Genomic DNA, 25,751 nt, shown 5'->3' with positions numbered 1-25,751 from the left:
CGCCCTCGAGGTCACCGGGATAGCCGTCACACGCATGGGCGTGCACGGACAACGGGCAGGTCTTCGGACTCGCGGGCGCGCCTGCCGGAGTGTCTTCCGGCGGGCACCTACTGGCCGTCGCTTCCCGGATCCGCGGCTCGGATCCAGTGCGTATGACGGCGGTCGTTCCCACTCACCGCTGCGGGGCAGTCCCGGATTCTCACCGGGTTCCCTCTTACGACGCTCCCGTCTGGCGGACGGGGCGAACCAGTTGCCCGGCCAGCGTAGGACGTGGTGCCCGTATCGGACACCTCTGTTCACATGCCGGACCGTGAGATGAGACACCGGCGGGACGGGGTTCATACGCGACGGGGCGCGGAACGGCCTCAGTCGTCCGTTCCGCGCCCTGTACCGCACACCCGCCGGGCCCCTCAGCCCGGCGGCGATCCAGGGACCCTCAGCCCTGGTCGTAGGTGTGGAACCCGCGGCCGGTCTTGCGGCCGAGCAGCCTCGCTTCCACCATGCGCTGGAGCAGCGGTGGCGGTGCGTAGAGGGGTTCCTTGAACTCGTCGTACAGGGACCGGGCGATGGCGGCCACCGTGTCCAGGCCGATTTAGGTCGGCGAGTTGGAGAAGACCCATGGGGTGGGCGCAGCCCAGTTCCATGCCTGCGTCCACGTCGGCGGCGGTGGCCTGGGCCTACCTGCTGCGGTTCAGAACAGCTCCGACTGCCTATCCGAGCTGTTCCTCCTCATATCGAAGCACCCCGTCGACATGTCCGACCAGGCACCGTTCCAGCTCAGTCACCGTGCCGCTTCGGACTTCCACCAGGGGCAGCTCAATCAGGCCCCTTGGAATCGATCACCCAGGGAACCGGGAGGCGCTCTACCGGCGGATCGCCGAGATCAGTGCGCCGGGCCGCTCCTCGCGCTGCGGCGGGGTGCTGACCGGACGGCCGTACGCGGCAGCGCGCTCGCGCAGGGTGTGGCTGTCGGCCTCCCAGCCGTGGCCGGCCAGCCAGCCCACCGGGTCGTCGGGCATCTCCGAGACCCACATGGACGCCGCCGATCCCGGCGCGGCGTCCGCGCCGAAGCGCTCGATCACGCCGCGCGAGCCCAACGTCAGCCCCATCCGACTGCCTGCCGCGGACTGCGCGCTGATCCGGGCCAGCAGCAGTTCCACCGCGTCCTCGGGCAGATAGATCAGTAGTCCTTCGGCTATCCACACGGTCGGCTCCGCCGGGTCGTGCCCTGCGGCGGCCAGCGCGCCTGGCCAGTCCTCACGCAGATCCACCGCGACGGTGATCCGCTCGCAGCGTGCGACGGCCCGCTCCTGGCGCAGCACCGAAGCCTTGAAGTCCAGTGGCGCGGCGGTGTCGACCTCGAACATCCGGGTGCCCTCGGGCCAGTCGATCCGGAAGGCCCGGCTGTCCATGCCGGCGCCGAGCAGCACGACCTGCCGGACCCCGGACGCGGAAGCCTGCCGCAACAGGTCGTCGAGGAACTTCGTCCTGATGACGATGGAGAACGACACGGCCAGTCGGCGGCGTTGCGCGGCCTCGTCATCGGGCAGCGGCGGCGAGGAGGGCCACAGGCCGCCGGCGGTGGCGAAGGCCTGTGCCAGTGGGTCGCGGAACAGCGCGTTCTCCCGCTCGGTCTCCAGCGCCCGCACCCTGGCCACCCCCACCGCCGTGGCCCACACTCCCGACGGCTGCACCCGCTCCTGCTCATCAGTCACCGCGCCAGCCTAGATGACCGATTCCAAGGGGCCTGACGAGGGGAGCCAGGTTCATGGCTGGGCGGCCAGTTGATCATGACGGGACTGCCGCCGGGTGCGGCGAGCTGCGTGACGTGGTGCACGGCTTACGGCTTGTGGGCGACGCCACCGGCGATACACCGCTGGGCTGCGCTCAGTGGCTTGAGTTGCGGGCCGTCCGGCCACCAGACGGCGCACCGCACCACATCGTGATGTCGCCGCTGCTGATGCTGTTACGGGTCGAACTGCCCCTGGTCGTCCCGCTGATCCAGGCGGGCGTACGGACCGCGCTCGTGCTGCACGTCGGCACCGCGACGCCGGCCACCTTCTGCGTCGGAGGAGGACTCGGGGACCTGGTCTCCTCCGGCATGACCAACCAGCGCATGCCGGTGCTGGTGCTCGGCTCCGTACTGACGGTTGCCATGGCGCTTATCATGGACTGGCTGGGGACGCTCGTCGAGTTGCTGCTACGCCCACACGGCCTGGAGGTGGACTGATGCGCCTGACCTCGGTACGGACGGCCGTCGCGGGCGCGGGCGCCCTGCTGCTCGCTGCCGCAGGGCTGAGCGGCTGCGGACTGACCAGCGGCAGCCCGCTGGCCGACTCGGTGCAGCCCGGCTCCATCGGGAAGGGGCGACCTCTGAAGGACGCCCAACTGGTCGTGACCTCAAAGGAGTTCACCGAGCAGATCATCCTGGGCCAGATCATGGGACTGGTCTTCAAAGCGGCCGGCGCGGAAGTCCTGGACCGGACGGGCATCCAGGGCTCGATCGGTGCCCGTGAGGCGGTCAAGTCCGGTGCGGCGGACGGGATGTACGAGTACACCGGCACGGCCTGGATCACCTACCTCGGTCACACCAAGCGGGTCGTCGACCCGTACGAGCAGTGGGAGGCCGTACGCGAGGAGGACCGCCGAGGCGGCATCACCTGGCTGCCCGCCGCCCCGCTCAACAACACCTACGCGCTGGTTGCGAACCAGGCGAATGCGCAGAAGTACCGGCTGCGCACACTCTCCGACGTGGCACGTCTGACGAAGAAAGACCCGGGCGCGGCGACGATCTGCGGCGGCAGCGAGTTCTCGGTGCGCGAGGACGGGCTGCCGGGCGTGGCGAAGACCTACGGATTCGCCCTCCGGCGCGGGAACTTCAAAAAGATGGACGACGGCGTCGTCTACACCCAGGTAGCCGAGGGCGCGGCCTGCGCCCTCGGCGTGGCGGCCACCACCGACGGCCGCATTCCCGAACTCAAGCTGAAGGTGCTGGAGGACGACCGGCACTTCTTCCCCAACTACAACGCGGCACCCGAGATGAACAGCGCCACCATGAGGAAGTACCCCGTCATCGCCGGCCTCCTCGCCCCGATCACCAAGCGGCTGACGGGGGCGGAGGCCCAGCGGCTGAACGCGCGGGTGGACGTGGACGGGGAGGACCCGCACGAGGTGGCGAAGGACTGGCTGGTGCGGGAGGGCTTCATCCGGGAAGGCTGACAGACGGATTCGCATCCTGAAGGGCTGTCCCGTCAGGGGCTCCACCTGGGGATCGAAGTCCAGCAGCATCGCGTGGTGATGGGGTGCAGCCGCAGCGGACGTCGGAACCCGGCTCAGCCGCCCGGTCAACCGCTGCCCGAGACGCAGGCCGTGCCGGATGCGGTCCCACTCCTCGCCGCTCACCACGGGGCGCATCCTCGCAGCCGGGACGAGCCGGGGTGCTGTGTGCGGCGGGGGAGGCGTTCGGTGCGGCTCCCCGCTCGTGGATTCAGGACGAGAGCATGTCCATCATGACAGGCCAGCGCCGTTTTACGGAGGACGGAACGCACAGTCCGCGAGGCTTGTCCGGCCCGTTCCCCGCCCCTCAGAATCTCCTTCGTGCGTCATCCGGAGACAGGGGGAATGGTGACGATCGATCACGACACGGTGCTTCGGGCCCGCGTGCTGCTGTTGAGGTCTGGCCGGCCGAGTCGGGCCGAACTGGTCAGCGCGTACCGGGTTCTGGCTGAGGTGAGTCCGAAGGCGTACGTGCCGAAGTTGGTCGACGCCCTGCTCTTGCTGCGCTGCGAGAGCCGGGATCCGAAGGTGGACGTCGCGCTGGCCGCCGAGGCTTCCCGGGCCGCTCGCAGGATAGAGGTCGGCGCGCCGAACCGGGCGGAGCGGTTGCGCCGGGCCTTGGACGCCTACCAGGCGTCCTTGTTCGCCCTCGGGCGCAGGGCGGAAGGACGGGCGATCTGTGAGGAGCTGGCCGAGGCCGGCCGAAGCGAGCCCCTGGCGAACGTTCTGGCCGAGGAGGGGCGCTTCAGGGAGGCCGCGGAGCTCGACGAAGAGGCCGCCCGGAACGGGATCCCGGGTCACCCCTTCTGGAACATGGTGCGGTGGGCGGCGAACCTGGAGGGCGCCGGGCTGCACGACGCCGCATCGACCGTCTTCCGCGAGCTCCTTGAGAAGACCCGGCGCAAGGCAGCCGAACAGCGCATCGCTCTGGCGATACTCACCTGGGAGTTGGTTCACTTCTCCCGGATGCGGGACACCGTCGGGGATGGGGCGAGTGCTGCGGCCGCCCGGCGAGAGGCCCTGAGTGTCCTGGAGGAGCTCGCGAGCACGGGCGAGCCGAAGAACTGGAGTTGCATCCTCGGGTGGTGGAGGACGCTCTTCGTTCTGTCGGGGCGGGCAGCCGAACCCGCCGCGAGCCCCGAGTGCCCGATGCCGCCGTTCGGCACGGAGTTCGGATGGTCGCGCGACGTGCGGGACGGTTTTCTCGGCATGCTGCCGGGCCTCGAAGCGGAGGCGGCGAGACTGCGCGAGGCCGACCGGCTGCCCGAGCTGGTCGACGTCCAACGCAGAATCGGCATCCGCGCGGCCGTCCGCGAGGGCGACCACCCCTACCTGTTCGAGGAGCGGTTCACGCCATACTTCGACGAGGGCGTGACGCTCGCCCGCCGCCTGCCCCATAACCCCGCACGCCTCGCCCGCGCCCTCACCGACCGGTCGATGTTCCTCGTCGCGGCACGATCCTTCGAACTCGCGCATGCCGACTTCGCCGAAGCGGTCGCCCTTCTCCACGATCGCTGATCGCGCCGCCCGAGTGCCCCGAGAACACTGGGACTGCCCCGGCTCGTGTGCGGCAGGACAGCGGGAGGTACCCGCTTGGGGCCGGACTCGAAGTTCACGAGAACGGGCACTGGCCGAGGTGATGTGGCCGAATGAGCTACGTGCCGCAGAGACAGGCCATTGTGCAACCTTGAACGACTGCTCTACGACGCGGCGCTTCAGCTGTAGGGGGCGACCGGCCGAGACTGCGGAAGCTTCCGACCGATCTGCGGCGCTCGGCTCCCTGAGATGTCCAGGTGTGCAGGTCAGAGCTTGCCGTACGTAATCGGCGCGCCGGGAAACGCGCTTGTCCACCAAGACCGGCCCTGGCGCGTAACGGCAAAGCCCTCGTAGCCGTCGAGGTCTTCCAGCCAGTTTCTTGCCTTCGTGCCCATGGCGAATGCTGCCGTTGCGTAGGCATCGGTCAGGGTCAATCGTCGGCCGACCACCGTGAGGGAGCCGGGGCCGTCGGCGGGGGCGCCGGTGTGCGGGTCGAGGATGTGGGGGCCGCGTTCGGCGGTGCCCGAGGTGGCGATGGCCAGATCGCGGCCGGTGACGACGGTGCACAGCTCTCCTGGGCGCAGGGGGTGGGCGATGCCGATGCGCCGGGGGACGCCGGGAGTGGACTCGCCGCTGAGCTGGAGGTCGCCGCCCCCGTTCACGCAGATGTTGCGGGCTCCCGATTGGTGGAGGATCTGCCAGGCGCGTTCCACGGCCCACCCTTTGACCATGCCGGAAGGGTCGAGGGTGCCGTCCGGTGCGGGGCTGAACCCGCCGTCAGTGGTGCGGCCGGCCTGCGCGCAGAGGTCGAGGACCTCCCGTACTTCGGGTGAGCAGTCCTCCAGTGCGATGTCGCCCCGGGCGAGTCGGCTGATGGCGCTGTCGGGACGGTAGGTGGAGAAGACCCGGTCGACGTGGTGGAGCCAGGCGACCGCGCCCTCGAGGGCGTCCTCGACGGCTATGGTGCGCGGGTCACGGATGTTGAACGAGAACACGGTGCCCATCACGTGCTCGACATGGCGCAGTTCACTCCGGCGATCAGACACCGGCCTTGTCCAATGCGCTCTGAAGGGACTGCGTGTAGCCGGCGCTCGTGTAACTGGCGCCGGAGACCGCGTCGATCTGCGCACTGTGGGTGTTGAGGGCCTCTTGCGTCAGGCGCGGCAGGGCGTATGCGGCGATCTCCCGGTCGCGGCCGTTCTCAGAGGGTGCCTGGAGCACCCTGACGGCCGTCAGCCGGCCGGCTTTGACGGTGGCAGCGACCTGCACGGTGCCATACCTGGTGTCGATCGGGGCGCCGGTGTACGTGCCGTTTCCGTGACCGGCGCCCTGGTGCGCGGTGCCAGATGGTGCCGGTGCGGTGCCCGTCTGTGCTGCTCCGCCGGCCAAGCCGGCGCTGTGGTGCGGTTTGAGAACGAGTAGAAGGACGATCAGGGCGCTGGTTGACGCGGTGGTGAGGACGGCTCGGCGCACGCGGTGGCTCCTCAGAACTCGAAGGATTCGTGATGGATGCGGCGACGGGGTATCCCGGCGCCCCGAAGGGCGCGCAGGGCGGCTTCGGTCATGCCGGGTGGCCCGCACACGTACACCTCGTGCGCGGCCAGGTCCGGTATCAGGCGGTTCAGTGCGCGGGCCGTCAAGGGGGAGGAATACCGGGCCGGTTGGCTCACGATGTAGTGCACGACAGCGCCGCGGGAGACGGCGATGGCATCGAGTTCGGAGCGCAGTGCGAGGTCCTCGGGCCGCCGCGCCCGGTAGATCAGGGTGACGTCCCCGGGGAGGGTCTCGAACAGGGCGCGCAGGGGGGTGATGCCGACTCCGCCCGCCAGCAGCAGCACCTTCGGGGCTCTGCGGCGCGCCGCGGTGAAGGAGCCGTAGGGGCCTTCGGCCCAGACCCGGGTGCCGGGCCGCAGGTATGCCAGCGCCGCGCTGTGCCCGCCGGCCTCCTTCACCGTGATGCGAAGGTGGTGCGGAAGCGGAGGCGCGGAGAGGGAATAGGGGGTCGCGGTCCACCACAGGCCCGGCGCCAGGAAGCGCCAGCGGAAGAACTGGCCCGGATCGGCGCCCAGTTCGGTCAGGTGGTGGCCGGTGAGGTGGACCGAGAACACGCCCGGTGCCTCCTGGCGGACGTTGGTGACACGCAGGCGGTGGCGCAGAGCCCGGCGTACGGGGAGCACAAAGCGGTACCAGGTGATGAGCGCCGTCACCGTGAGGTAGAGCGCGTACCAGGCCAGTTGGGCGGGCCGGTGGCCGGCGAAGTCGGCGCCGTTGGAGAGCTGGTGGCCGAAGGCGAGGAACACTGCGAGGTAGGTGGCGAAGTGCAGGTAGTGCCAGGTTTCGTAGCTCATTCTGCGGCGGGCGGCGCGCGCTGAGACGACGGCGGTGGCGAGCAGCAGCAGGAAGGCCGCCGTGGCCTTGAGCATGTCGGGATAGTCGAGGACGAGCGTGGTCGTCTGGTGCAGCACGCCGCTGTGTGAGGCGAGCGCGTACCCCCAGATGATCAGCAGGGTGTGGGCCAGCAGGAGGGAGATGGTGTAGCGGCCGCCCATGGCGTGCCAGCGCGCCAGGCGGTCCGTGCCCAGGCGGTGATCCAGCAGCGGAATCCGGGCCATCAGGGCGACCAGGACCGCGCAGCCGTAACCGGCGAGCAGCCCGGTGATCCTTCCGGCGTCGGTCAGCCAGTCCGCCGGACCCACCACGGACGACGTGTCCGTCCACCACAGGCCGAGCACGCCGACGGCACCCGTCCAGATCGCCCCCTGCGCCAGCAGCGGCGCGAGGGACGGCGCGCGGCGCGGGGGCAGGCTACGGGCGGCACCGCGGCGGGGGTGCGAGATGGTGCTCATATGGCTCCCTTCCATGGCGGGTGCCACCGTCGCAGCGCAACCTCTGAAGATTCTCTGAGCGAGACCGTTACGGGGCGTCGTCCGGGACGAATTCAGAGGAAACTCAGAGCAAGGCCGTGCCCGCGCAGGTCGACACGCGGGGGATCCTGGAGTGACCATGGAGAACCACCGCACCACACCCCCTTGGCAGAGCGAGGACGGATCGCCGGTCCGTGTCCTTGTGATCGACGACGAGCCGGACCTCACCGAGGTGCTCTCCGGAGTTCTGACCGGCGAGGGCTGGGCGGTCCGCACCGTGGCCGACGGCACCACAGCCCTCGAGGCGGCCCGGACCTTCCGCCCGCACGCCGTCGTCCTGGACTGGATGCTGCCGGACATCGACGGCCTGCGGGTACTGCGCCTGCTGCGCCAGGAGCTGGAGACCGTATGTGTCCTCTTCCTGACCGCACGCGATTCCGTCGAGGACCGCATCGCGGGGATCACCGCGGGCGGTGACGACTATGTCACCAAGCCTTTCAGCCTCGAAGAGGTGCTTGCGCGGCTGCGTGGCCTGCTGCGCCGGGCCGGCATGGCGCGTCAGCCCGATGAGGGCAACCGTCTCATGGTCGGTGACCTGATCATGGACGAGGAGGCCAGAGAGGTCGTCCGGGGCGGCGAACTCGTGGAACTGTCCCGTACCGAATTCGAGCTGCTTCGATTTCTTATGCGCAATCCGCGGCGGGTGCTGTCCAAGAGACAGATTCTCGACCGGGTCTGGTCCTATGACTTCGGTGGCCGGGCGCACGTCGTCGAGCTCTACATCAGCTACCTGCGCAAGAAGATCGACGCCGGCCGGGCACCGATGATTCACACGGTCCGGGGCGTCGGCTATGTCCTCAAGCCGGAGTCGGCATGAAGCGGATGCTGCCGCGTACGCTGCGCAGCCAGCTCACCGCGGGCCTGGTCGTGCTCCTCGCCCTCGCCTGCCTGGCTGTGGGAGTCACCACGGTTCTCGCGCTCGAAGGTTTCCTCGTGCGCCGCGTGGACCAGCAGCTCGCCGCGTCCGGGGGCCGCTTCGCGGCGAGCCTGGAACACGAGGCGCGGCCGGACGCCGACAACCGCCCCGATACCCGCGGCCAGGCGGAGGGCACGTTCGGAGCCCGCTTGCTGCACGGCACCACGACGCAGGCGGCCGTCGTACGGGCGGCGACGGATGCCAGGATCCCGCTCACCGGCACCGACCGAAGGGCGCTCGCCGCTCTTCCCGATGACGGCACCGGGCACGACGTCCGGTTGTCCGCGCTGGGGAGCTACCGCGTCAACGCCGTACCGGGGGACGACGGCGATGTGCTGGTCACGGGCCTGCCGCTGCACCCGGTCGAGGAGACCGTGCACCGGCTGGAGGCGGTGGAGACGGCAGTCTTCGGAGGGGCCCTGCTGGTCACCGGGGTCGTCGGGGCGATGTGGGTGCGGCTGTCCCTGCGCCCCCTGCGGCGGGTGACCACCACGGCGGCGAGTGTGGCCGAGCTGCCACTGGCCAGCGGCGAGGTGGCCATGCCGGCGCCGGTCCCGGTCGCCGACCCGCGGACCGAGGTCGGACAGGTGGGCACCGCCCTCAACCGCATGCTCGGCCACGTCGGCAACGCCCTGGAGCGCCGCCAGGCCAGCGAGGAACGACTGCGGCACTTCGCCGCCGACGCCAGCCACGAGCTGCGCACCCCGGTGGCCAACATCCGCGGACACGCGGAACTCGCCCTCCGGCACAAAGGCCCTGTTCCCGGCGATGTCCGCCGGGCTCTGGACCGCATCCAGTCCGAGTCGGAGCGGATGAGCCACCTCGTCGACGATCTGCTGCTGCTCGCCCGGCTCGATGCGGGGCGCGCCCTGGCGCGGCGGCCGGTGGATATGACCCGCCTGATCCTCGATGCGACGGAGGACGCCCGGGCAGCCGGTCCCGAGCACCGATGGCAGCTCGATCTGCCCGCGACGGTGGTGACCGTCATCGGCGACGAACACCGGCTGCACCAGGTGATCGCGAATCTGCTGGCCAATGCCCGTACCCACACGCCTGCGGGGACCTCGGTCATGGTGCGGCTGGCGATCGACGGGCACAGCACACGGCTAACTGTCGCGGACGACGGCCCGGGAGTCGCGGACGCACTCCAACCCGAGATCTTCGGCCGCTTCGTCCGCGCCGACCACAGTCGCTCGCGCGCGGCCGGTGGCACCGGGCTGGGGCTGGCCATCGTGCACGCGGTGGTCACGGCGCACGGCGGCTCGGTCGCCATGACGAGCCGTCCCGGACGTACGGTGTTCACGGTGACCTTCCCCTCGGCCTGACCTCAGGAGACTCCGAGTGGTGAAGGCCCCGCCGGACAGGAGCAGGTGGGGACCGGAGGGCTCCTGTCGGGAAGCCTCGGTGCCTCCCTGACCGGGCAGACCGTGCGGGTTGGCGCCGCCCTTCCGCGGGCCGCTCGGACGATGGCCCGCGAGTCCGTCAAGCGCTTGCCGGTGGTGGATGACGACGGGGGGCTCAAGGGCAGTCCCAACAGTGCGTCGGCCGTGGCTGTTGACACACTCGGGACAGGTGCCGGCCGGGCGCATGAGCCGTTCGGGTCCGTTCTCGGCATTTCGCCGCGTCGGCTCCGTTGCCTCGCGGTTTGGATCGCGCAGGACCGGCAGAGCCTGCTCGACGTCATGGACGTGCTCGGGGCGCCGGCACGCCGCTACAAGGTCTACGGAGGCTGGGCGGCCGAGAGGCTGGGGCGCCTGAAGCCCAACGGGGTAGTGTTCCGGCGCTCCGGGCTGAGTACGTTGATCGAGCTTGAGTCCCTGCGGCTGGGAGTCGAGGGGAAGTCCCTGATCTGGCGCACGCTGCTCGTCGTGGCTGCGGGGGAGCCCCGCCTGGATGCATCCCGGCTGCATCTTCTGCTGGATCGGGCACGGGACCAGATCGACACGCTGGAGACGCTGCGCCGCACGGCAGCGGCGGCGGTCTTTTCCCCAGGACGCGCAACGTGACTTCTGACGGTGTCCCGCTCTGCTCGGGCTGCTGCGCCCGGTGATGAGCCTTGGAGTAGCTGGCGTTCCCAACCCTCACAGGACGCGTGGGTGGTGCAGGGGTGCCGTCAGCCGTGCGGTACGACGGCGACCGGGGCCGGGCAGTGGTGCAGGACGGCGTGGGCGACGTGTCCGATGCGAGGCCAGGAGGCCCGAGTTGGGGGCCTTCGCCGGCCGATGACGACGAGCTGGGCATGGGCGGCAGAGTCCAGCAAGTGGTGTGCAGGCTCGCCGATGACCGGCTCTTGCACGAGGTCCACCCCCGGATGCTTCTCGCTCCACGGGAGCAGGGCCTGACGCAGGGTTTCCCGTTCCTTCGCGGAGATGTCGGCGCCCCAGGCAAGGGCAGCGCCGAGGCCGTAAGCGTAGTACGGCGGTGGATTCCGGCCGTGCACGACCAGGAGGGGGGCGGCGCGCAGTGCTGCGGCCTCGAAGGCGAAGCCCGCGTCTTCGCTTAGCGCGCACGCGTCGTTAGACGCCGACGCGCATCGGTCACGGTTCCTGATGATCGCCCAGCAGTCGCTGCAGCAGGCGCTCGTCATCCGCTGACAGTTCGTTGACGAAGCGGGACAGTACTGCCTCGCGGTCGGAGCCGTGCTCCAGCAGTGAGCGCATCTGCCCGGCGGTGTGGGTGGCCTCGTCCCGCGCTGGTGCGAAGGTGTAGCCGCGCCCCGCCTTGCGCCGGGTGACCAGTCCCTTTTCCAGCAGCCGGGAGAGGATCGTCAGCACCGTGGTGTAGGCCAGCTCGCCGGGAAGCCGCTCGTTGACCTGGGCTGCCGTCAGCGGGCCGTCGGCCGCCCACAGCACCGCCAGCACACCGTTCTCCAGCTCTCCGGGCGCCCGCCTGCGGCCGTCGGCTCCACTTCGGTCTTCGCCGCCCATCCCGTCACATGCCTTTCTGGTCCGCGCCCTGATGCGCCACCGACGGCGCACTCCGTGGCCGCGCGGCGGCCACCCAACCTACTGCCCCGCGTGGAAAAAGTACCGTTCCGGCCATCAAGCGAACTACTACATGCTGTAGAGTCTCGCTCCTCGCCCCGCTCTGAACTGTTCGAGCGCACGTGGTGCGCTCGTCGACGTCCGACGTCATGGGAGGCTGATCCCTCGTGTTGTGTCACGGCAGTCCGGTGGTTCCGGTGGCGGCCGGTTCCGCCCGCGCGGTGCCTCGCCGGGCAGGCTCCGGCGGCGGGCGGATCGTGATCGTCTCGGCGAGCATCGGCGCAGGACACGACGGCGCTGCTGCCGAGCTCACCCGCCGCCTTGTCGCATCCGGCTTCGCGGTGGACCGGCTCGACTTCCTCGACCTGCTCCCGGCCCGCCTCGGCAGGGCGATCAGCGGCGGCTACCACCGGATGCTGACCCATGCACCAGGGTGCTACCAGCGGATCTACGCCGCCACCGAGCGCGCCGGAGGCAGTGGCCCGGGGGTGCGGGCCCTGCTGCGCAGCGCGGAGGAGCGGACCCTTCGGGCGATCCCACCTGACACCCGCGCGGTGGTCTCCACGTACCCCGGGGCCAGCCAGGTTCTCGGAGTGCTGCGGAGCAGCGGCCGACTCGCCGTCCCGGCGGTCACCTATCTCACCGACTTCTCCGTGCACCCGCTGTGGGTCGCCGCGGGCATCGACCTCCACCTGGCCGCCCACGACATACCCGCCGCGCAGGCCCGGGACAGCGGCGCCGCCCGCGTCCTGGCGAGCGGGCCGGTCGTGGACCCGCGCTTCAAGCCGGTTACCGACCACCGGGAGCGGCAGCAGGCCCGCGCCCGCTTCGGGCTGCCTCTGATGGCGCCGTTGGCGCTACTGGTCGCCGGGTCCTGGGGTGTCGGCCCCATCCAGCAGGTGGCCTGTGAGATCCAGGAGAGGAGCGCCGCGGTGCCGGTCGTGGTCTGCGGCCGCAACCAGGCCCTGGCCGATCGGCTGCGGGCGGCCGGCATCGAGCACGCGTTTGGCTGGGTGCAGGACATGCCCGGCCTGATGCACGCGGCGGACGTCCTCGTCCAGAACGCCGGCGGGCTCACCTCGCTGGAGGCGTTCGCCTCCGGTCTGCCGGTGGCCAGCTACGGCTGCATCCCCGGCCACGGCCGGACCAACGCCGCTGCCCTGCACGAGGCCGGACTGGCCACCTGGATCCGCGAACCCGCCGGCCTCGAACCGGTCCTGACCGAGCTGCTGGACGGCCGGCTCGGTGAGCGGCAAAGCGCCGCCGGCCTGGCCCTGTTCGCCGCCGACCCGGACACCGGACCGGTGGCGGCCATCCTCCGGGCGTGCGGCGCGGGGACTGCTCCGACGTCCGTGCGCCCGCTCCGCCGACGCGGCCGCCCGGCCCCGCACAGGCCGGTCGTCACGGCCGTCCTGGCGACTGCGCTGTGGGCCGGCGCCGTGGGGACCGGCATCGCCGCCACGCACAGCGGCAGCAGCGTGCTGCAGGCCATCGACCATGACCCCGACCACGACGACCCCGGCTTCCCGGTGGACGGAGACCGCAGATGACCACCGCCCGTCTGGCCCGCGGCCTCGTCCGCGCCGCGCTGCCCGCCCTCGCCCTCGCGCACGCCGCCCCGGTCGTCTCCACCCTCGGGCCGCTGCGCAACCGCCTCATGCCCCGCCTCGCGGGACGCGGCCGCACCAGCCACGTCGCCCTGACCTTCGACGACGGTCCGGACCCGCTGTCCACGCCGTTCTTCCTCCGCCTCCTGGGCGAGCGCGGTATCCGCGCGACCTTCTTCCTCCTGGGCTCCGCCGCCGTACGTGACCGGGGCCTGGTACGGGAGATGGGCGCCGCCGGACACGAGATCGCCCTCCACGGCTGGGCGCACCGGCCGCTGCTGCTGCGTGGGCCGCGCTCCACTTATGACGATCTCGCCCGCGCCAGTGGCACCGTCGCGGACATCACGGGACAGCCGCCGCGGCTCTTCCGGCCCCCGTACGGGGTGATGACCACCGCCGCCCACTTGGCCGCCCGCCGCCTCGGCCTCACCCCCGTGCTGTGGACCTGCTGGGGTGAGGACTGGCGGGCTCGGGCCACGCCCGGGACCGTGTACCGCACCGTCACTGCCGACCTGCGCGGTGGCGGCACGATCCTGCTCCACGACTCCGACGCCACCTCCGCCCCCTGTTCCTGGCGCAACACCCTCGGCGCGCTGCCCCGAATCCTGGACACCTGCCAGGACAACGGCTGGCAGATCGGCCCGCTGCGTGACCACGGCATATCACCCGCCAACCGCGTCCCCGATCTCACAGGGCAGTAGTACCCCTAGGAGGGGTGCGGCCCAGGGCCGCGTTGCGGCCGGCCGGCGTGGGTACGGACCGAGATCCGGCAGCCTGCCACGGGGCTACGAAGCGCCGACGGCTTCCAGAAGGAGATGGAGGTCGTGGGTGGCTTCGGCCGTGGACCAGGTCGCGACGATCAGGACTGCCGCGGTGGCGGTCATGAGCGCGGGGTGGCGGCCGAGCGGCGGGGCGAGAAGCGCGGCAACGCGGCGCGGGACCGGGCCCGCGGTGACCAGCGGGTTGCGGCGGCCGAGGATGCCGAGGGCACCGCCCGGGATACGGATGCGGGCGGGGCTGCGTCGGGCGGCCAGAGCCGCCTTGCCGACGGTGCGGGCGACCCGGGCCCGGTCACCCGTGGCTGCGGCGGCACGTTCGTCGGCCCAGCGTTCGATCGTGTACGTGACGGCGGTGGCCAGCGGACGCAGGAGGGGGTTGGCGGCGGCGCCGAACTGGGCCAGAGCGACGAAAGCGTAGTGGTGGGCCGTCAGATGGGCACGCTCATGGGCGAGCAGGATGTCGTGCTCGTTCTCGTCCAGGGTGTGGAGCATGCCGGTCGAGACGACCACGCGGCCGGGCAGTCCGGGCAGGGCGAAGGCGTCGGGAGCCTCGTCGTCGACGATGACGAGGCCATCGCGCGTCGGCATACAGGCGGCCTCCAGGGCCGCGGCGGCCAGCGCGCGGGCGCGGTGCCACAGCATGCGGGCTGCCGCGATGACGGCACAGCCGAGAAGCAGTCCGGCGACCAGGGCGACGGACAGTTCGGCGGGGTCGTCGCGTTGTGCGGCATGCGCCGACCAGTCGCCCAGGGTGGCGATCAATGGGAAGCGGATCAGCGCGGTCGCGGCCAGCAGGCCCAGGGAGATGCTGCTTGCCGCGGCCAGGACCACCACCGAGCCGGTCAGAAGCCACGTGGCCAGGCGGGGTTCGCAGCGTTCGCGCAGTGGCCGCACGCCGAGTGGGGCGAGCACAGACAACAGCAGCGGGAGGTAGACGGCGATACGCATCCCGGCGGCCCCTACCGGAGGGAATCCTGCTCGGAGCCGAGCATCCGGCGCGGCAGGTCCGCATCCATGGTCGGCGTGCCCTGCGCCCACTGCAGCACCGCAGAGGTCTCGGCCTCCCGACCACCGTCGCCCCGCTTGCGGTCCCTTCCTTGCGTATCGGCACCCATGGGTTTGGCGTTCCCTCGCTCATCTTCTACAGTGCGTAGAACTTCTACAAGATGTAAAACTTACCGTGTTCCGAGTGTGCCATGCGCCCGTGCCCCAGGACAGCGCAGGGCAGGAAGGCCCGTGAGTGTCCCAGGCCCTCAATCCGCTGGATGCCACCTCGCTCCTGACGGCCCTTGGCGCCGCCGGGGTGTTCCTGGTGCTGTTCGCCGAGACCGGACTTCTGAACGGATTCTTCCTGCCCGGCGACTCGCTGCTGTTCACCGCCGGGCTGCTGTGCACCACCCGCAGTCGGCATCTGCTGGACGGGGCGCACCGGGCCGAGGAACTTCTTGCCCGGTACGGCCGCAGCAAAGCCATTGTGCCGGCCCGCTTCATCCCGGTGGTGCGTACGCTGCTCAACCCGCTCGTCGGGGTCGTACGGGTGCCGGCACGCACCTTCGCCGTGTGGCAGGTCACCGGCGGCCTGGTGTGGACGGCCGGTCTGGTGCTCGGCGGATACGCCCTGGGCTCCAGCGTCCCCGACGTCGACCGCTACCTACTGCCCCTGGTCGGTTTGATCGTCACCATGTCCCTCCTGCCGCTTGCTCTGGAAGCGCTGCGTGCCCGCCGACGCATGCACACCGTCACCGAGCCGCCCCGGGAGGCCGCCACATGAAGATCACCTTCCTGATCCACAACGTTTATGGCATCGGCGGCACCATCCGCACCACCCTCAATCTCGCCGCCGCCCTCGCCGACGATCACGAGGTCACGATCGTCTCGATGCTGCGCCACCGTGCCCGGCCCCGCTTCGCCGTCGACCCGCGGGTGACGCTGGAGCCCTTGGTCGACCTCCGCGAGGGATCCACGGATGCGGCCGATGCGCTGCTGCACCAGGCCGCCGAGGTTTTCCCCGCCGCCGAGAAGCGGTACAGGCAATACAGCCGACTCACCGACCAGCGGGCCGAACAGTACCTGCGCGCCTGTGACGCGGACGTGATCATCGGGACCCGGCCGGGCATCAACGTCTACCTCGCCCGCTTCGGCCCGCCGCGTGCCCTGCGCATCGCGCAGGAACACCTCACCCACGACACCCACAGCAAGAAGCTGCGCGCCCAACTCGCCCGCCACTACCGCACGCTGGACGCGGTGGTGACCACCACCGAGGCGGACGCTGCAGCCTACCGAGCGAAGATGCGCCTGCCGGGGGTACGGATCCTGGCAGTGCCCAACAGCGTGCCCGACCCCGGGCTGCCGCCCGCCGGCCACCCCGACAAGGCCATCGCCGCAGCCGGGCGCCTGGTCCGCGCCAAGCGGTTCGACCTCCTCATCGAGGCGTTCACCGAGGTCGCCGCCGCACACCCGGACTGGTCGCTCCGCATATACGGCGCAGGCACCGACAAGGACCGCCTGCAGCAGCTGATCGATGAGCGGGGCCTGGAAGAAACGGCGCGTCTGATGGGTGCGGTCTCGCCGGTCGAGGGGGAGTTCGCCCAGGCGTCGATCGTCGCATGCGCCTCCGACGCCGAGTCCTTCGGCATGACACTGGTCGAGGCCATGCGATGCGGTGTGCCGGTGGTCGCCACCGACTGCCCCCTCGGCCCCGCAGAGATCATCAGCGACAGCATCGACGGCCGCCTCGTACCCATGGGTGACAGGCAGGCGCTGGCCGCCGCACTGCTCGATCTCATCGCCGACGAACCCGGCCGCCGCCGCATGGGCGAGTCCGCGTACGCCGCAGCCCGCCGCTACGACCCCGCCCACATCGCCCGCGTCTACGACGACTTGTTCGCCGAACTCACCGGCACGTGCCGGTCCCGCGCCTGGCAGCGTCATCGCGCGCTGTGGCGCGACCGGGCGCGCCGGGCCGTGCGCAGACTCTGCCGGTAATACCCACGCTCACCTCACGTCGCGGTTCCACCGCACCGCCTGATGCATGTCGCCCGTCAAACCCGCCTGCCGGGGGATGCCGCGCGGCGCATGGTCCGGCCGGGGTGACGTTCGCCGGTCCCCGCGCGATCCGGCCGCCAGCAGCAGCACTACTGGCCCGGGCTCACCCCGAGCTGTCCCGGTGCCTGCGGACGGGCTTCGGTTTCTTGGTTCGGCGCTGTCCGTCCCCTCTCCCTTTGCTGGCGCTGTGTTCACCTGTCGCTGCGTAGCGTGGTCGAGGCGTGAAGAGCTGAGGCCATGGGGGTCCGCAGCGGCTCTTGGCGCGGAGGGCGCACTGCCCGAGGTCGCCCGACGCGAAGGGACACATGATGCGAGATCTCCGCCCGTCCGTGCGGCACGACGATCCGCTCCAACTGGCGGTCGATGAAGTACGAGCATCCCGCTCCGAGTTGGCGGGGCCGTTCTTACACTCCCTGCCTGGGGCGCAGGCCACAGTGCTGGGCCGCCTGTGGGGGGCGCTCGCCCGGGAGCCACTGCCGGGAATCACCCGCCGACGCCGCGCGGGGGATACCTTGACCGTCTTTCTGGAGGACGGTGGGCGTCTGGTGGGTGAGGCGGCCTACGCGGAGCGGTTCGCCGAGACACCGCCCGGCTTCGCCGTGGAAACGCCCGAGGGACCGGTATCGGACCCGGTACGGCTCCTTGCCACGCTGGGCCTGTGCACCCCGGCGGGCCGCACACTGGGTGTGGAGTTGGCCAACAGCGTGGCCAACCTGGCCCTGGCCCGAGCAGCTGCCGATGACCGCCCGCTTGTGGTGCGCGACAGTGTGGATGCCGAGCAGTCCGTGGTCGACGGTCACCCGCAGCACCCGTGCTGCCGGACCCGTACCGGCATGTCGGTTGCCGAGGTCCTGGCCTACGCGCCCGAGCACCGGCCCGTGCTCGATGTGCCCTTGCTGGCCGTACCCGCCTGCCGGTGGCAGGAAGCCGGTGCGTGGCCCGAGGAACTGCGTGACGGCGACACGGTGCTGGTGCCGCTGCATCCCTGGCAGAGCGAGCATGTCCGCCCGCGGTTCGAGGGCCTGTCCTTGTCCGGAAGGTCGGTCAGGGCGCGTCCGCTGATGTCCCTGCGCACCCTCGCCCCTCTGGGCGCACTCCCGGACTGCCACATCAAGACGTCGCTGGACGTGCAGGTGACGAACTACCGGCGCACCATCGCTCCGGCAGAGGTCGCCGACGGCCCCGTACTGTCCGACCTGGTAGCGGCGGTCGTCGACAATTCCGGCCACGCGGACCGGTTGAGCGTGCTGCGGGAACTAGGGGGTGGAGCCGTGCGCGTGGACGGGCAGCCTTGTCCGAGCCTGGCCGCGATGGTGCGGCAGTCGGCCGACCGGTACACGGGCCCGGGCGAGATCGCCGTTCCCCTGACCGCCGTATATGCCACCGACGCCGCCCTGATCACCGGTGACCCGGTGGACTGGCTCGGGGAGTTCGCGGAACTGATGCTGCCGCCCGCGCTGACGCTGCTGTCCATGGGCGTCGCGCTGGAGGCGCACGGCCAGAACACGCTGGTGGTGCTGCGGCAGGGCCGCCCGGTACGCGTGCTGTACCGGGACCTGGACGGCGTGCGGGTGAGCCGACGGCGGCTGGCCGCGTGCGGTTTTGAACTGCCGCAACTGGCCGGGAACCGTGCCGGGGAGGACGTCTTCGCGCTGCGGGCCAAGCTGTTCGGCGCGCTGTTGAGCGGTGTGTTCGGTGAGCTGGTGGCGGTACTGGCCCGGGGACACGGAGCCGACCCGGACGCCCTGTGGGCCGTGGTCGCCGACGTCGCCCGGGGGGTATTCGGCGCGCTGCGGGCCGACGATGGCGACGAGGAAGCCTTCTTCGCCGGTACCTGGCCACTGAAGGCCACCACCGCGATGCGGCTCGCCGACATTCCCGGCAAGGCCCAGTGGGTGGCCGTGCCGAACCCGGTGGCCGCCCACCGCGGCAGCACACGGGTGGAGGTCCGGCGATGAGCCCTCCGACGCTCGGCACGCCGGCCGCCGTCCCCACCGATACCGATACCGCTACCGACATCGATGGCCTCACTGCGGACACGGTCACCGCCCACACCCTGCTGAACTGCCTCATCCGCGAGGTCTCCGGCCCCGAACACCAGGCAACCGTCGCCGGCGGATACCTCCTGGCGCGCCTGCCCCGGCGCGGAGTGCTGCTGCGGGTGGCGCTGCGCCGTGTCTCGCTGATCGGCGCACACCGCTTCAGCGGACTGCCCGAGCGCCACGAAGACTCCGCCTGGTCCCCACTCGGCGCGGCCGCACTGGCCGAACTGATCCGTGAAGAACTCCACCTGCGCACCGGCACGGACAACGAGGAGTTCACCGCCCAGGTCGCCGCCAGCCGTGCCACCATTCGCACCGTGCTGCATGCCCGGCGCAGTAACCAGCCAACACCCGACGCCTATCTCGCCTCAGAGCAGTCCCTCGTCTACGGGCACCGCTTCCACCCCACCCCCAAGTCCCGTACCGGAGACCCGCGTGGGTGGCTGGAGCATGGTCCGGAGACCGGCGCGCGGTTCCCGCTGCGCTTCCTCGCCGTACGCCCTGAACTGCTGCGATCGGAAGGCGACTGCACTGCCCTGGACGGCCTGGGGCCGGACCGGCCGGACCGCATCGTCCTGCCCGTCCACCCATGGCAGTACCGGATGCTGTCCGGCCACAGCGCCCTGCGTGCGGCGCTCGCCCGCGGCGATGTGCACGACCTCGGTGCCGGCGGTCCTCTGGTCGCGCCGACGGCATCGGTGCGCACCGTGTACGAGCCGGGCGCGGACGTGTTTCTGAAGTTCAGTCTGAACGTGCGTCTGACCAACTGCGTGCGGAAGAACTCCACTTACGAACTGTCCGGTGCCGTCGTCCTGAACGGGGTCGTCCAGCCGGTGTTCGCGGCACTGCGCGAGCGGTACCCGGGGTGCGCCCTCCTCGGCGAGCCGGGCTACCGCAGTCTCGGCCTCGACGGCAGCCGCGACCTCCACGAGGGGTTCGGGTTGATCGTGCGCGAGGGCTTCGGCCGGCACCTGCCGCCCGGCGTCACACCGCTGCTGGCTGCCGCCGTTGCCGACGAGTACCCCAACAGCCCGGCACACATCTCCCGCCTCCTGGCCCGCCGGGGCACCGACCCGCTCGTCTGGTGGGATGCCTACCTCGGGCTGCTGCTGCCGCCGGTCCTGGCCGCGTACTTCGAGCACGGCGTCGTCCTGGAGCCGCATCTGCAGAACGTGCTCGTCGGCGTGCGCGCGGACGGCATGCCCACACACGCCCTCTTCCGCGACCTGGAAGGCACCAAGCTCGTCCCCGAACGCCACCGCCGGACGCTGTCCGCGCTGGACGAGGAGGTCCGTGGTCCGCTGACCTACAGCGCCGCCCGCGGCTGGGACCGTGTCGCGTACTGCCTGCTGGTCAACCACGTCGCCGAAATGGTCGGCGCGCTGGTCGACACCGCACCCGCGCTGGAGGCGGCCCTGTGGGGGCTGGTCCACGACCACATCGCGGCCTACGCGGCCGGCGCGGGCAACCCGCCCCGGCTCAGGGCCCTGTTGTCCGGGGTACCTCTGCCCGCCAAGGCCAACCTCCTGCTGCGCTGGGCCCGCCAGGCCGACCGGCATGCCACCTATGTACCGCTGCCCAGCCCCCTGTCCGGTGACTTCCCTCGGCGGGTGACGGCATGAGGCCGCACCTGGAGGATCACCTGCGTCACCTGCCCGCCGACGAACTACCCGCGTACGTCTACGACGTGTCGGGCCTGCGTCGGCACGCTCAGGCAATCCGGGACGCGCTGCCCGAGCGGGTAGAGCTGTTCTACGCGGCCAAGGCGAATCCCGATCCCCGGTTGCTGCAGGTCCTGCGGGACGTCGTCGACGGCTTCGAGGTCGCCTCGGGCGGCGAGCTCCGGCATACCCGAAAGGTGCTGCCCGTGGCCCGCCTCGCCTTCGGTGGACCGGGCAAGACGGCAGCCGAACTGGCGCAGGCCCTGGAACTCGGGGTGGAAAGGCTGCACGTGGAGAGCGAGCACGAACTGCGGATGCTCTGCGCGCTCGCCGCCGACCGGCCCGTAGAGGTGCTCCTGCGGGTCAATCTGCCCATCGGCCTGGGTGACGTGCCGCTGGCGATGGGAGGAAGAGCCAGCCCCTTCGGTATCGATCCCACCCGCCTGGACGCCTGTCTGCGGCTCCTCGCCGCCCACCCCGGCATCCGGCTGCGGGGCGTGCACGCCCACCTGGCCTCAGGACTGGACGCGACGGAACAACTGCGGGTCACCGAGCACGTCATCACCTGGGCCGCACAGTGGGCCCAGGGACGGGGCATCCCGCTGAGCGAAGTCAACGTCGGGGGAGGAATGGGCGTGGACTACGCCGATCCGCACCGCCTCTTCGACTGGCAGGCTCTCGGCGGCGGGCTGCTCCGCATCCTGGACGACCACCCCGGGCTGACGGTGCGCATCGAACCGGGCCGGTCGGTGAGCGCGTACTGCGGCTGGTATGTGACACAGGTACTCGACGTCAAGCACAGCCAGGGCGAGGCTTTCGCCGTGCTGGCCGGAGGCACCCACCATCTGCGTACTCCGGCCGCCAAGGGTCACAACCAGCCCTTCGAGGTCGTGGCCACCGATGACTGGCCGTGGCCGTGGGCGCGGCCGGCCGTCGACGGGGAGTCGGTGACGCTGGCGGGGCAGTTGTGCACGCCCAAGGACGTCCTGGCCCGGCGGGTGCCCGTCGGGTCGCTGCGGGCGGGCGACCGCGTGGCATTCGCGATGGCCGGCGCGTACGCGTGGAACATCTCCCACCACGACTTCCTCATGCACCCGGCACCCGGTTTCCACTACCTGGACGTCGTGGACCCGGATTGCCTGGATTCCCCATGTCCAGGTGCCGAGGTGCTCCCGGCCGCCGTGCACGCCCGGCCGTCCAGGGGAGGGCACATTGTCCGGCGCCGCGGCTGACGCCCCGGAAACGGAGGCGCCGCCCCCCGGTCGACCTGCGCCGCATGCCCTGCGCGTCCCGGCCTTCCGCCGGTACGTGATCGGACAGCTGGTGTCGAACATCGGCACGTGGATGCAGCGGGCGGCGCAGGACTGGCTGGTCCTCCAGCTCACCGGGCACAGCGGAACCGCCGTCGGCATCGTGACCGCACTGCAGTTCCTCCCCCAGAGCCTGCTCGGCCTGTGGGGAGGCGTCATCGCCGACCGGTACCCCAAGCGCACTCTGCTGCTGATCACTCAGAGCCTCATGGCCGGCCAGGCCCTGCTCCTGGGCATGCTGACGCTCGGCGACACCGTGCGCGTCTGGCACGTCCACGCCCTGGCCTTGGCCCTTGGAGTGGCCACCGCGCTGGACGGACCGGCGCGCAACGCCTTCATCGGCGAGTTGGTCGGCCGCCAACGGCTGTCCAGCGCTGTCAGCGTGAACGCAGCACAGTTCAACGCCGCCCGTTTCCTCGGCCCGGCCGCTGCCGGGGTCACCATCGCCGCCATCGGCAGCGGCTGGGTCTTCCTGCTGAATGCTGTGTCGTACGCTGCGGTCCTCGCCGGTCTGGCGACGATGCGGCCCAGTGCCCTTACCTCCCCTCTCCGCCGCGCGGCGAAGGAGGTACGGCTGACCGACGCACTGTGGTACATCCGCGCGACTCCCGCGCTGCGCCGCACGATCCTCCTGACCGCCGTCATCGGCACGTTCAGCCTGAACTTCCAGGTAACGGTCTCCCTCATGGCCGCCACCGAATTCCACACCGGCGCGGCGGCCTTCGGCGCGTTGTCCTCCGCCTATGCCGTGGGCAGTCTGTTCGGGGCGCTGCGGGGCGCGGGCCGTCGCCGACCGCCTTCACTGCGGTTGCTTGTGGGGTGGGCCGCGACGTTCGGTCTGCTCGAGACCGCGGCCGGCGTCATGCCCACTCCCGTCGGGTGTGCCGTCGTGCTGATTCCGACCGGTGCCGCCGCCGTCCTGGTGACCACCATGGCGAACACGCTCGTCCAGCTCACCACCGACCCGGACATGCGCGGGCGCGTCCTGTCCGTCTACTTCCTCGTCCTCCTCGGGGGTACCCCCGTCGGTGCCCCCCTGGTCGGCTGGATCGCCCAGACCTTCGGCGCCCGGTACGGCCTCGTTCTGGGCGGCATGGCCGGCCTGCTGGCCGCCGGGACCATCGCCGCGGTGTCCTTGGCGTCCGCTCACCCGAATGGGGAAGCCTTCCGTGATCCGGCCACCACCGGTCTCCGGGATGTGTGAATCTGCGGCCATGCGGGTGCTGCTCATCGAGGATGACGATGCCATCGCCGAGCCCCTGGCCGAGGGCCTGGGCCGCTACGGCTTCGCGATCGACCGTGTCGGCACCGGCGCGGCCGCCCTCGCCGCACCGCTGCCCGACATGGTCCTGCTCGACCTCGGGCTGCCCGACATGGACGGCATCGACGTCTGCCGTACCTTGCGCAGTCGCTCCCGCGTACCCATCATCATGATCACCGCCCGGGGAGACGAGACCGACCGCGTCGTCGGGCTCGAACTCGGCGCCGACGACTACCTCTCCAAACCCTTCGGGCTCAGGGAGCTCGTCGCCCGCATGCGCGCCGTCACCCGCCGCTCCCGGCTGACCGACACGATCTCCCCCGGCATGCCCTCCGGCGGCGAGACAGGGCCCCTCGGCACCACACCACAGTGCGTCGGAGACCTCCTCATCGACCGGCGGACCAGAAAAGTCCACGTCGCAGGGGCACAAGTCGCGCTTGCGCCCAAGGAGTTCGACCTCCTCGCTCTCCTTGCCGAGGACCCCGGCGCCGTCTGCTCGCGCCAGCACATCCTCGACACCGTCTGGGACCCCAACTACTTCGGCCCGAGCAAGACCCTCGATGTCCACATTGCCGCCCTGCGCCGCAAACTGGGCAACCCCACCTGGATCGAGACCGCCCGCGGAGTCGGCTTCCGGCTGACCGTTTCCGCCGGCGGAGGCGAAGACGCCCAGTGATCCGCCGTGTCCTGCTCAGCTATCTCACGCTCACCCTGCTCGTCCTGCTGACCCTGGAGATTCCTTTAGGGATCCTCTACGCCCGCAGCCAGAACTCCGCACTCACCACCACCCTCGAACGCGATGCCGTCGTCCTGGCCGAACTCGCCGAGGAGGACATAGAGAACGCAGACACCCGCGCGCTGCCCCACCTGCTGAACGGCTACACCCGACGCAACGACATCCAGGCCGTCGTCGTCGACCGTCACGGCACCGTCCTCGCCACCACACCGACGGACACGTCCGCAACATCACGGAACCTCGCCGGCGCACCGGACATCGTCGCCGCACTGCACAACCACCGCACCAGCGGCACCACACACCGTCCTTCCGGCGATGGCGCCCGCTACATCACCGTCCCTGCCACCTCCGGACCCACCGTCCGCGGAGCCGTCCGGATCAGCGCCTCCACCCGCGGTACCACGGCACGCATCCACGCCGCCTGTGCCCTGCTGGCCGGCGCCGGGCTCGCCGTTCTCGCCGCCATGACCGTGATAGGACTCACCCTCGCCCGCTGGACCACCCGGCCCGTACGCGAACTCGAACACGCCACCGCCCAGCTCGCCGACGGCACGCTGACCGAACCACCGGCAGCCGACATCGGACCGCTCGAACTCCGGCGGCTCGCCGCCACCTTCAACCACACCGCCACCCGCCTGCAGCACCTCCTCCGCGCTCAGCATCGATTCGCCGCCGACGCCTCCCACCAGCTCAAAACCCCCTTGACCGCGCTCCGCCTCCGCTTGGAGAACCTCGAACCCGACATCCACGCCGACGCCCGGCACCACCTCGACCACGCCATCGCCGAAACCGACCGCCTCGTCCGCATGGTCCACGGGCTCCTCGCCCTCGCCCGCCTCGAAGATGACCACACCGCCCCCACCCCCGTAGACGCCGACGCCATCCTGAACGACCGGGCCGAGACCTGGTCCGCCTTCGCCACCGACCACGACGTCACCCTCCACCTCACCGGCGAACCCGCCGGCCACGTCCAGGCCATTCCCGGAGCACTGGAACAAATCCTCGACAATCTCCTGGCCAACGCGCTGCGCGCCACACCCCCCGGGAGTACTGTCACCCTCCACCGCACCCCGGCCCGCGCCCCGCGCCACCGGACAACCTCACCCGTGGAGCTCCACATCATCGATCAAGGCCCCGGCATGACCGCCACCGAGCGCGGACGCGCCTTCGACCGCTTCTGGTGCGCACCCAACACCTCCCCGGGCGGCACTGGACTCGGCCTGACCATCGCCCGCCAACTGGCCCAGGCCGGCGGGGGCGCCATCGAACTCCACGCCCACCCCGCCGGCGGCCTCGACGCAGTGATCCACCTGCGTCCCGCCCCACCGTCACACCGCAACCGGTAACACCACCAGTGCAGATCCGCCCCGGCACGAAGGCTAAGTGGCCTGCGCCGGACGTCCTTCGGGCTTCGACTTCGGTGCGTTGAGAGGCGAGGCGGAGGAGGGAGGCAACACGGAGCATTGCTGACCGACGACAACGCCGCAGGTCGGCGTGCCAGACCGCCGAGGCCGAGACATGATCCGCCGGACACCGCCCAGAAGGCGCAAGGACCTGTGAAGGCGCAGACGAACAGTATGGTGAGCGTGTGGCTCCGCGGCATCCCCCGTCCGCGGAGCCACACCCATGTCCGTCGGTGGCTGACGGTCCTGGACCCCATGGTGAAGTGGGAAA

At 70.8% G+C, this 25,751-nt stretch carries 23 protein-coding genes, 2 pseudogenes and 1 riboswitch; of the genes and pseudogenes, 16 read left to right on the top strand and 9 right to left on the bottom strand.

Translation table 11 applies throughout. The annotated features are described in order from the left end of the window. Positions 1-37: 37 nt before the first annotated feature. Positions 38-266: riboswitch (cobalamin riboswitch) on the bottom strand. Positions 267-436: 170 nt separating this feature from the next. Continuing rightward, positions 437-671, bottom strand: a pseudogene (locus ABR737_RS05465) (3-hydroxyacyl-CoA dehydrogenase family protein); the annotation flags it as partial. 192 nt (positions 672-863) lie between these two features. Next, on the bottom strand, positions 864-1,715 hold the full coding sequence (locus ABR737_RS05460) for a class I SAM-dependent methyltransferase (protein WP_350249057.1): 852 nt from the start codon (positions 1,713-1,715) through the stop codon (positions 864-866). Between the two features lie 212 nt (positions 1,716-1,927). On the opposite strand from ABR737_RS05460, the pseudogene ABR737_RS05455 reads away from it, so the two are divergent. The 3 genes and pseudogenes from ABR737_RS05455 to ABR737_RS05445 all read left to right on the top strand — a co-directional run. Continuing rightward, positions 1,928-2,230: pseudogene (locus tag ABR737_RS05455) on the top strand (ABC transporter permease family protein); the annotation flags it as partial. Then, positions 2,230-3,219, top strand: a complete 990-nt coding sequence (locus ABR737_RS05450) for a glycine betaine ABC transporter substrate-binding protein (protein ID WP_350249056.1) — start codon at positions 2,230-2,232, stop codon at positions 3,217-3,219. The pseudogene ABR737_RS05455 and the gene ABR737_RS05450, both read left to right, overlap by 1 nt. Positions 3,220-3,621: 402 nt before the next feature. Beyond that, entirely contained in the window at positions 3,622-4,794 is a 1,173-nt protein-coding gene (locus ABR737_RS05445) for a hypothetical protein (protein ID WP_350249055.1), read from the top strand. A 284-nt stretch (positions 4,795-5,078) separates the two neighbouring features. Here the strand turns inward: ABR737_RS05445 and ABR737_RS05440 are convergent, their stop codons facing one another. Genes ABR737_RS05440 through ABR737_RS05430 form a run of 3 tightly spaced genes read right to left on the bottom strand, consistent with a single transcriptional unit; the run spans position 5,079 to position 7,658 of the window. Continuing rightward, complete coding sequence (locus ABR737_RS05440; protein WP_350249054.1) at positions 5,079-5,858, bottom strand: FAD:protein FMN transferase; 780 nt, start codon at positions 5,856-5,858, stop codon at positions 5,079-5,081. Then, on the bottom strand, positions 5,851-6,285 hold the full coding sequence (locus ABR737_RS05435) for an FMN-binding protein (RefSeq protein ID WP_350249053.1): 435 nt from the start codon (positions 6,283-6,285) through the stop codon (positions 5,851-5,853). Before ABR737_RS05435 ends, ABR737_RS05440 begins: the two co-directional genes overlap by 8 nt. 11 nt (positions 6,286-6,296) lie before the next feature. Then, on the bottom strand, positions 6,297-7,658 hold the full coding sequence (locus ABR737_RS05430; protein WP_350249052.1) for a ferredoxin reductase family protein: 1,362 nt from the start codon (positions 7,656-7,658) through the stop codon (positions 6,297-6,299). A 157-nt stretch (positions 7,659-7,815) separates the two neighbouring features. Between ABR737_RS05430 and ABR737_RS05425 the strand changes: the two genes are divergently transcribed. The 3 genes from ABR737_RS05425 to ABR737_RS05410 all read left to right on the top strand — a co-directional run bounded on the left by ABR737_RS05425 (position 7,816) and on the right by ABR737_RS05410 (position 10,658). Next, positions 7,816-8,553: a response regulator transcription factor gene (locus ABR737_RS05425; protein ID WP_350249051.1), complete on the top strand. Its 738-nt coding sequence runs from the start codon at positions 7,816-7,818 to the stop codon at positions 8,551-8,553. Continuing rightward, a complete protein-coding gene (locus ABR737_RS05420) occupies positions 8,550-9,977 on the top strand; it encodes a sensor histidine kinase (RefSeq protein ID WP_350249050.1) in 1,428 nt (475 codons plus the stop codon). Before ABR737_RS05425 ends, ABR737_RS05420 begins: the two co-directional genes overlap by 4 nt. A 141-nt stretch (positions 9,978-10,118) precedes the next feature. Continuing rightward, complete coding sequence (locus ABR737_RS05410; RefSeq protein WP_502964283.1) at positions 10,119-10,658, top strand: hypothetical protein; 540 nt, start codon at positions 10,119-10,121, stop codon at positions 10,656-10,658. 107 nt (positions 10,659-10,765) lie between these two features. Here the strand turns inward: ABR737_RS05410 and ABR737_RS05405 are convergent, their stop codons facing one another. Next, entirely contained in the window at positions 10,766-11,239 is a 474-nt protein-coding gene (locus ABR737_RS05405; RefSeq protein ID WP_350249049.1) for a universal stress protein, read from the bottom strand. Next, positions 11,190-11,579 (bottom strand): BlaI/MecI/CopY family transcriptional regulator, encoded by a 390-nt coding sequence (locus ABR737_RS05400; protein WP_350249048.1) that lies wholly within the window; start codon positions 11,577-11,579, stop codon positions 11,190-11,192. Before ABR737_RS05400 ends, ABR737_RS05405 begins: the two co-directional genes overlap by 50 nt. Before the next feature lie 278 nt (positions 11,580-11,857). On the opposite strand from ABR737_RS05400, the gene ABR737_RS05395 reads away from it, so the two are divergent. Both ABR737_RS05395 and ABR737_RS05390 read left to right on the top strand, forming a co-directional pair. Then, a complete protein-coding gene (locus tag ABR737_RS05395; RefSeq protein WP_350249047.1) occupies positions 11,858-13,186 on the top strand; it encodes an MGDG synthase family glycosyltransferase in 1,329 nt (442 codons plus the stop codon). Further along, the gene (locus ABR737_RS05390; protein WP_350249046.1) at positions 13,183-13,944 is read left to right on the top strand and encodes a polysaccharide deacetylase family protein; all 762 of its coding nucleotides are present in this window, start codon (positions 13,183-13,185) and stop codon (positions 13,942-13,944) included. Before ABR737_RS05395 ends, ABR737_RS05390 begins: the two co-directional genes overlap by 4 nt. Positions 13,945-14,028: 84 nt before the next feature. Here ABR737_RS05390 and ABR737_RS05385 read toward each other — a convergent pair whose 3' ends face one another. Further along, complete coding sequence (locus ABR737_RS05385; RefSeq protein WP_350249045.1) at positions 14,029-14,970, bottom strand: M56 family metallopeptidase; 942 nt, start codon at positions 14,968-14,970, stop codon at positions 14,029-14,031. Between the two features lie 11 nt (positions 14,971-14,981). Next, complete coding sequence (locus ABR737_RS05380; RefSeq protein WP_350249044.1) at positions 14,982-15,137, bottom strand: hypothetical protein; 156 nt, start codon at positions 15,135-15,137, stop codon at positions 14,982-14,984. Between the two features lie 125 nt (positions 15,138-15,262). Between ABR737_RS05380 and ABR737_RS05375 the strand changes: the two genes are divergently transcribed. The 8 genes from ABR737_RS05375 to ABR737_RS05340 all read left to right on the top strand — a co-directional run bounded on the left by ABR737_RS05375 (position 15,263) and on the right by ABR737_RS05340 (position 25,423). After that, a complete protein-coding gene (locus tag ABR737_RS05375) occupies positions 15,263-15,793 on the top strand; it encodes a DedA family protein (protein WP_350249043.1) in 531 nt (176 codons plus the stop codon). Beyond that, entirely contained in the window at positions 15,790-17,007 is a 1,218-nt protein-coding gene (locus tag ABR737_RS05370) for a glycosyltransferase family 4 protein (protein ID WP_350249042.1), read from the top strand. The genes ABR737_RS05375 and ABR737_RS05370 overlap by 4 nt, the downstream gene beginning before the upstream one ends. A gap of 572 nt (positions 17,008-17,579) precedes the next feature. Continuing rightward, positions 17,580-19,025, top strand: a complete 1,446-nt coding sequence (locus ABR737_RS05365) for an IucA/IucC family protein (RefSeq protein ID WP_350249041.1) — start codon at positions 17,580-17,582, stop codon at positions 19,023-19,025. Then, positions 19,022-20,731: an IucA/IucC family protein gene (locus ABR737_RS05360; RefSeq protein ID WP_350249040.1), complete on the top strand. Its 1,710-nt coding sequence runs from the start codon at positions 19,022-19,024 to the stop codon at positions 20,729-20,731. The genes ABR737_RS05365 and ABR737_RS05360 overlap by 4 nt, the downstream gene beginning before the upstream one ends. Further along, positions 20,728-22,002, top strand: coding sequence for a type III PLP-dependent enzyme (locus ABR737_RS05355; RefSeq protein ID WP_350249039.1), 1,275 nt, complete (start codon positions 20,728-20,730; stop codon positions 22,000-22,002). The genes ABR737_RS05360 and ABR737_RS05355 overlap by 4 nt, the downstream gene beginning before the upstream one ends. Continuing rightward, entirely contained in the window at positions 21,929-23,284 is a 1,356-nt protein-coding gene (locus ABR737_RS05350; RefSeq protein ID WP_350249038.1) for an MFS transporter, read from the top strand. The genes ABR737_RS05355 and ABR737_RS05350 overlap by 74 nt, the downstream gene beginning before the upstream one ends. Before the next feature lie 10 nt (positions 23,285-23,294). Then, positions 23,295-24,017, top strand: a complete 723-nt coding sequence (locus ABR737_RS05345) for a response regulator transcription factor (protein ID WP_350249037.1) — start codon at positions 23,295-23,297, stop codon at positions 24,015-24,017. Beyond that, positions 24,014-25,423: a sensor histidine kinase gene (locus ABR737_RS05340; RefSeq protein WP_350249036.1), complete on the top strand. Its 1,410-nt coding sequence runs from the start codon at positions 24,014-24,016 to the stop codon at positions 25,421-25,423. The genes ABR737_RS05345 and ABR737_RS05340 overlap by 4 nt, the downstream gene beginning before the upstream one ends. Positions 25,424-25,751: the final 328 nt, after the last annotated feature.

The sequence above is a fragment of the Streptomyces sp. Edi2 genome, from assembly GCF_040253635.1.
In the GTDB taxonomy this organism is placed as follows: domain Bacteria; phylum Actinomycetota; class Actinomycetes; order Streptomycetales; family Streptomycetaceae; genus Streptomyces.
Note: the sequence above shows the minus strand (reverse complement) of the source record. Positions and strands in the feature narration are given on the sequence as shown.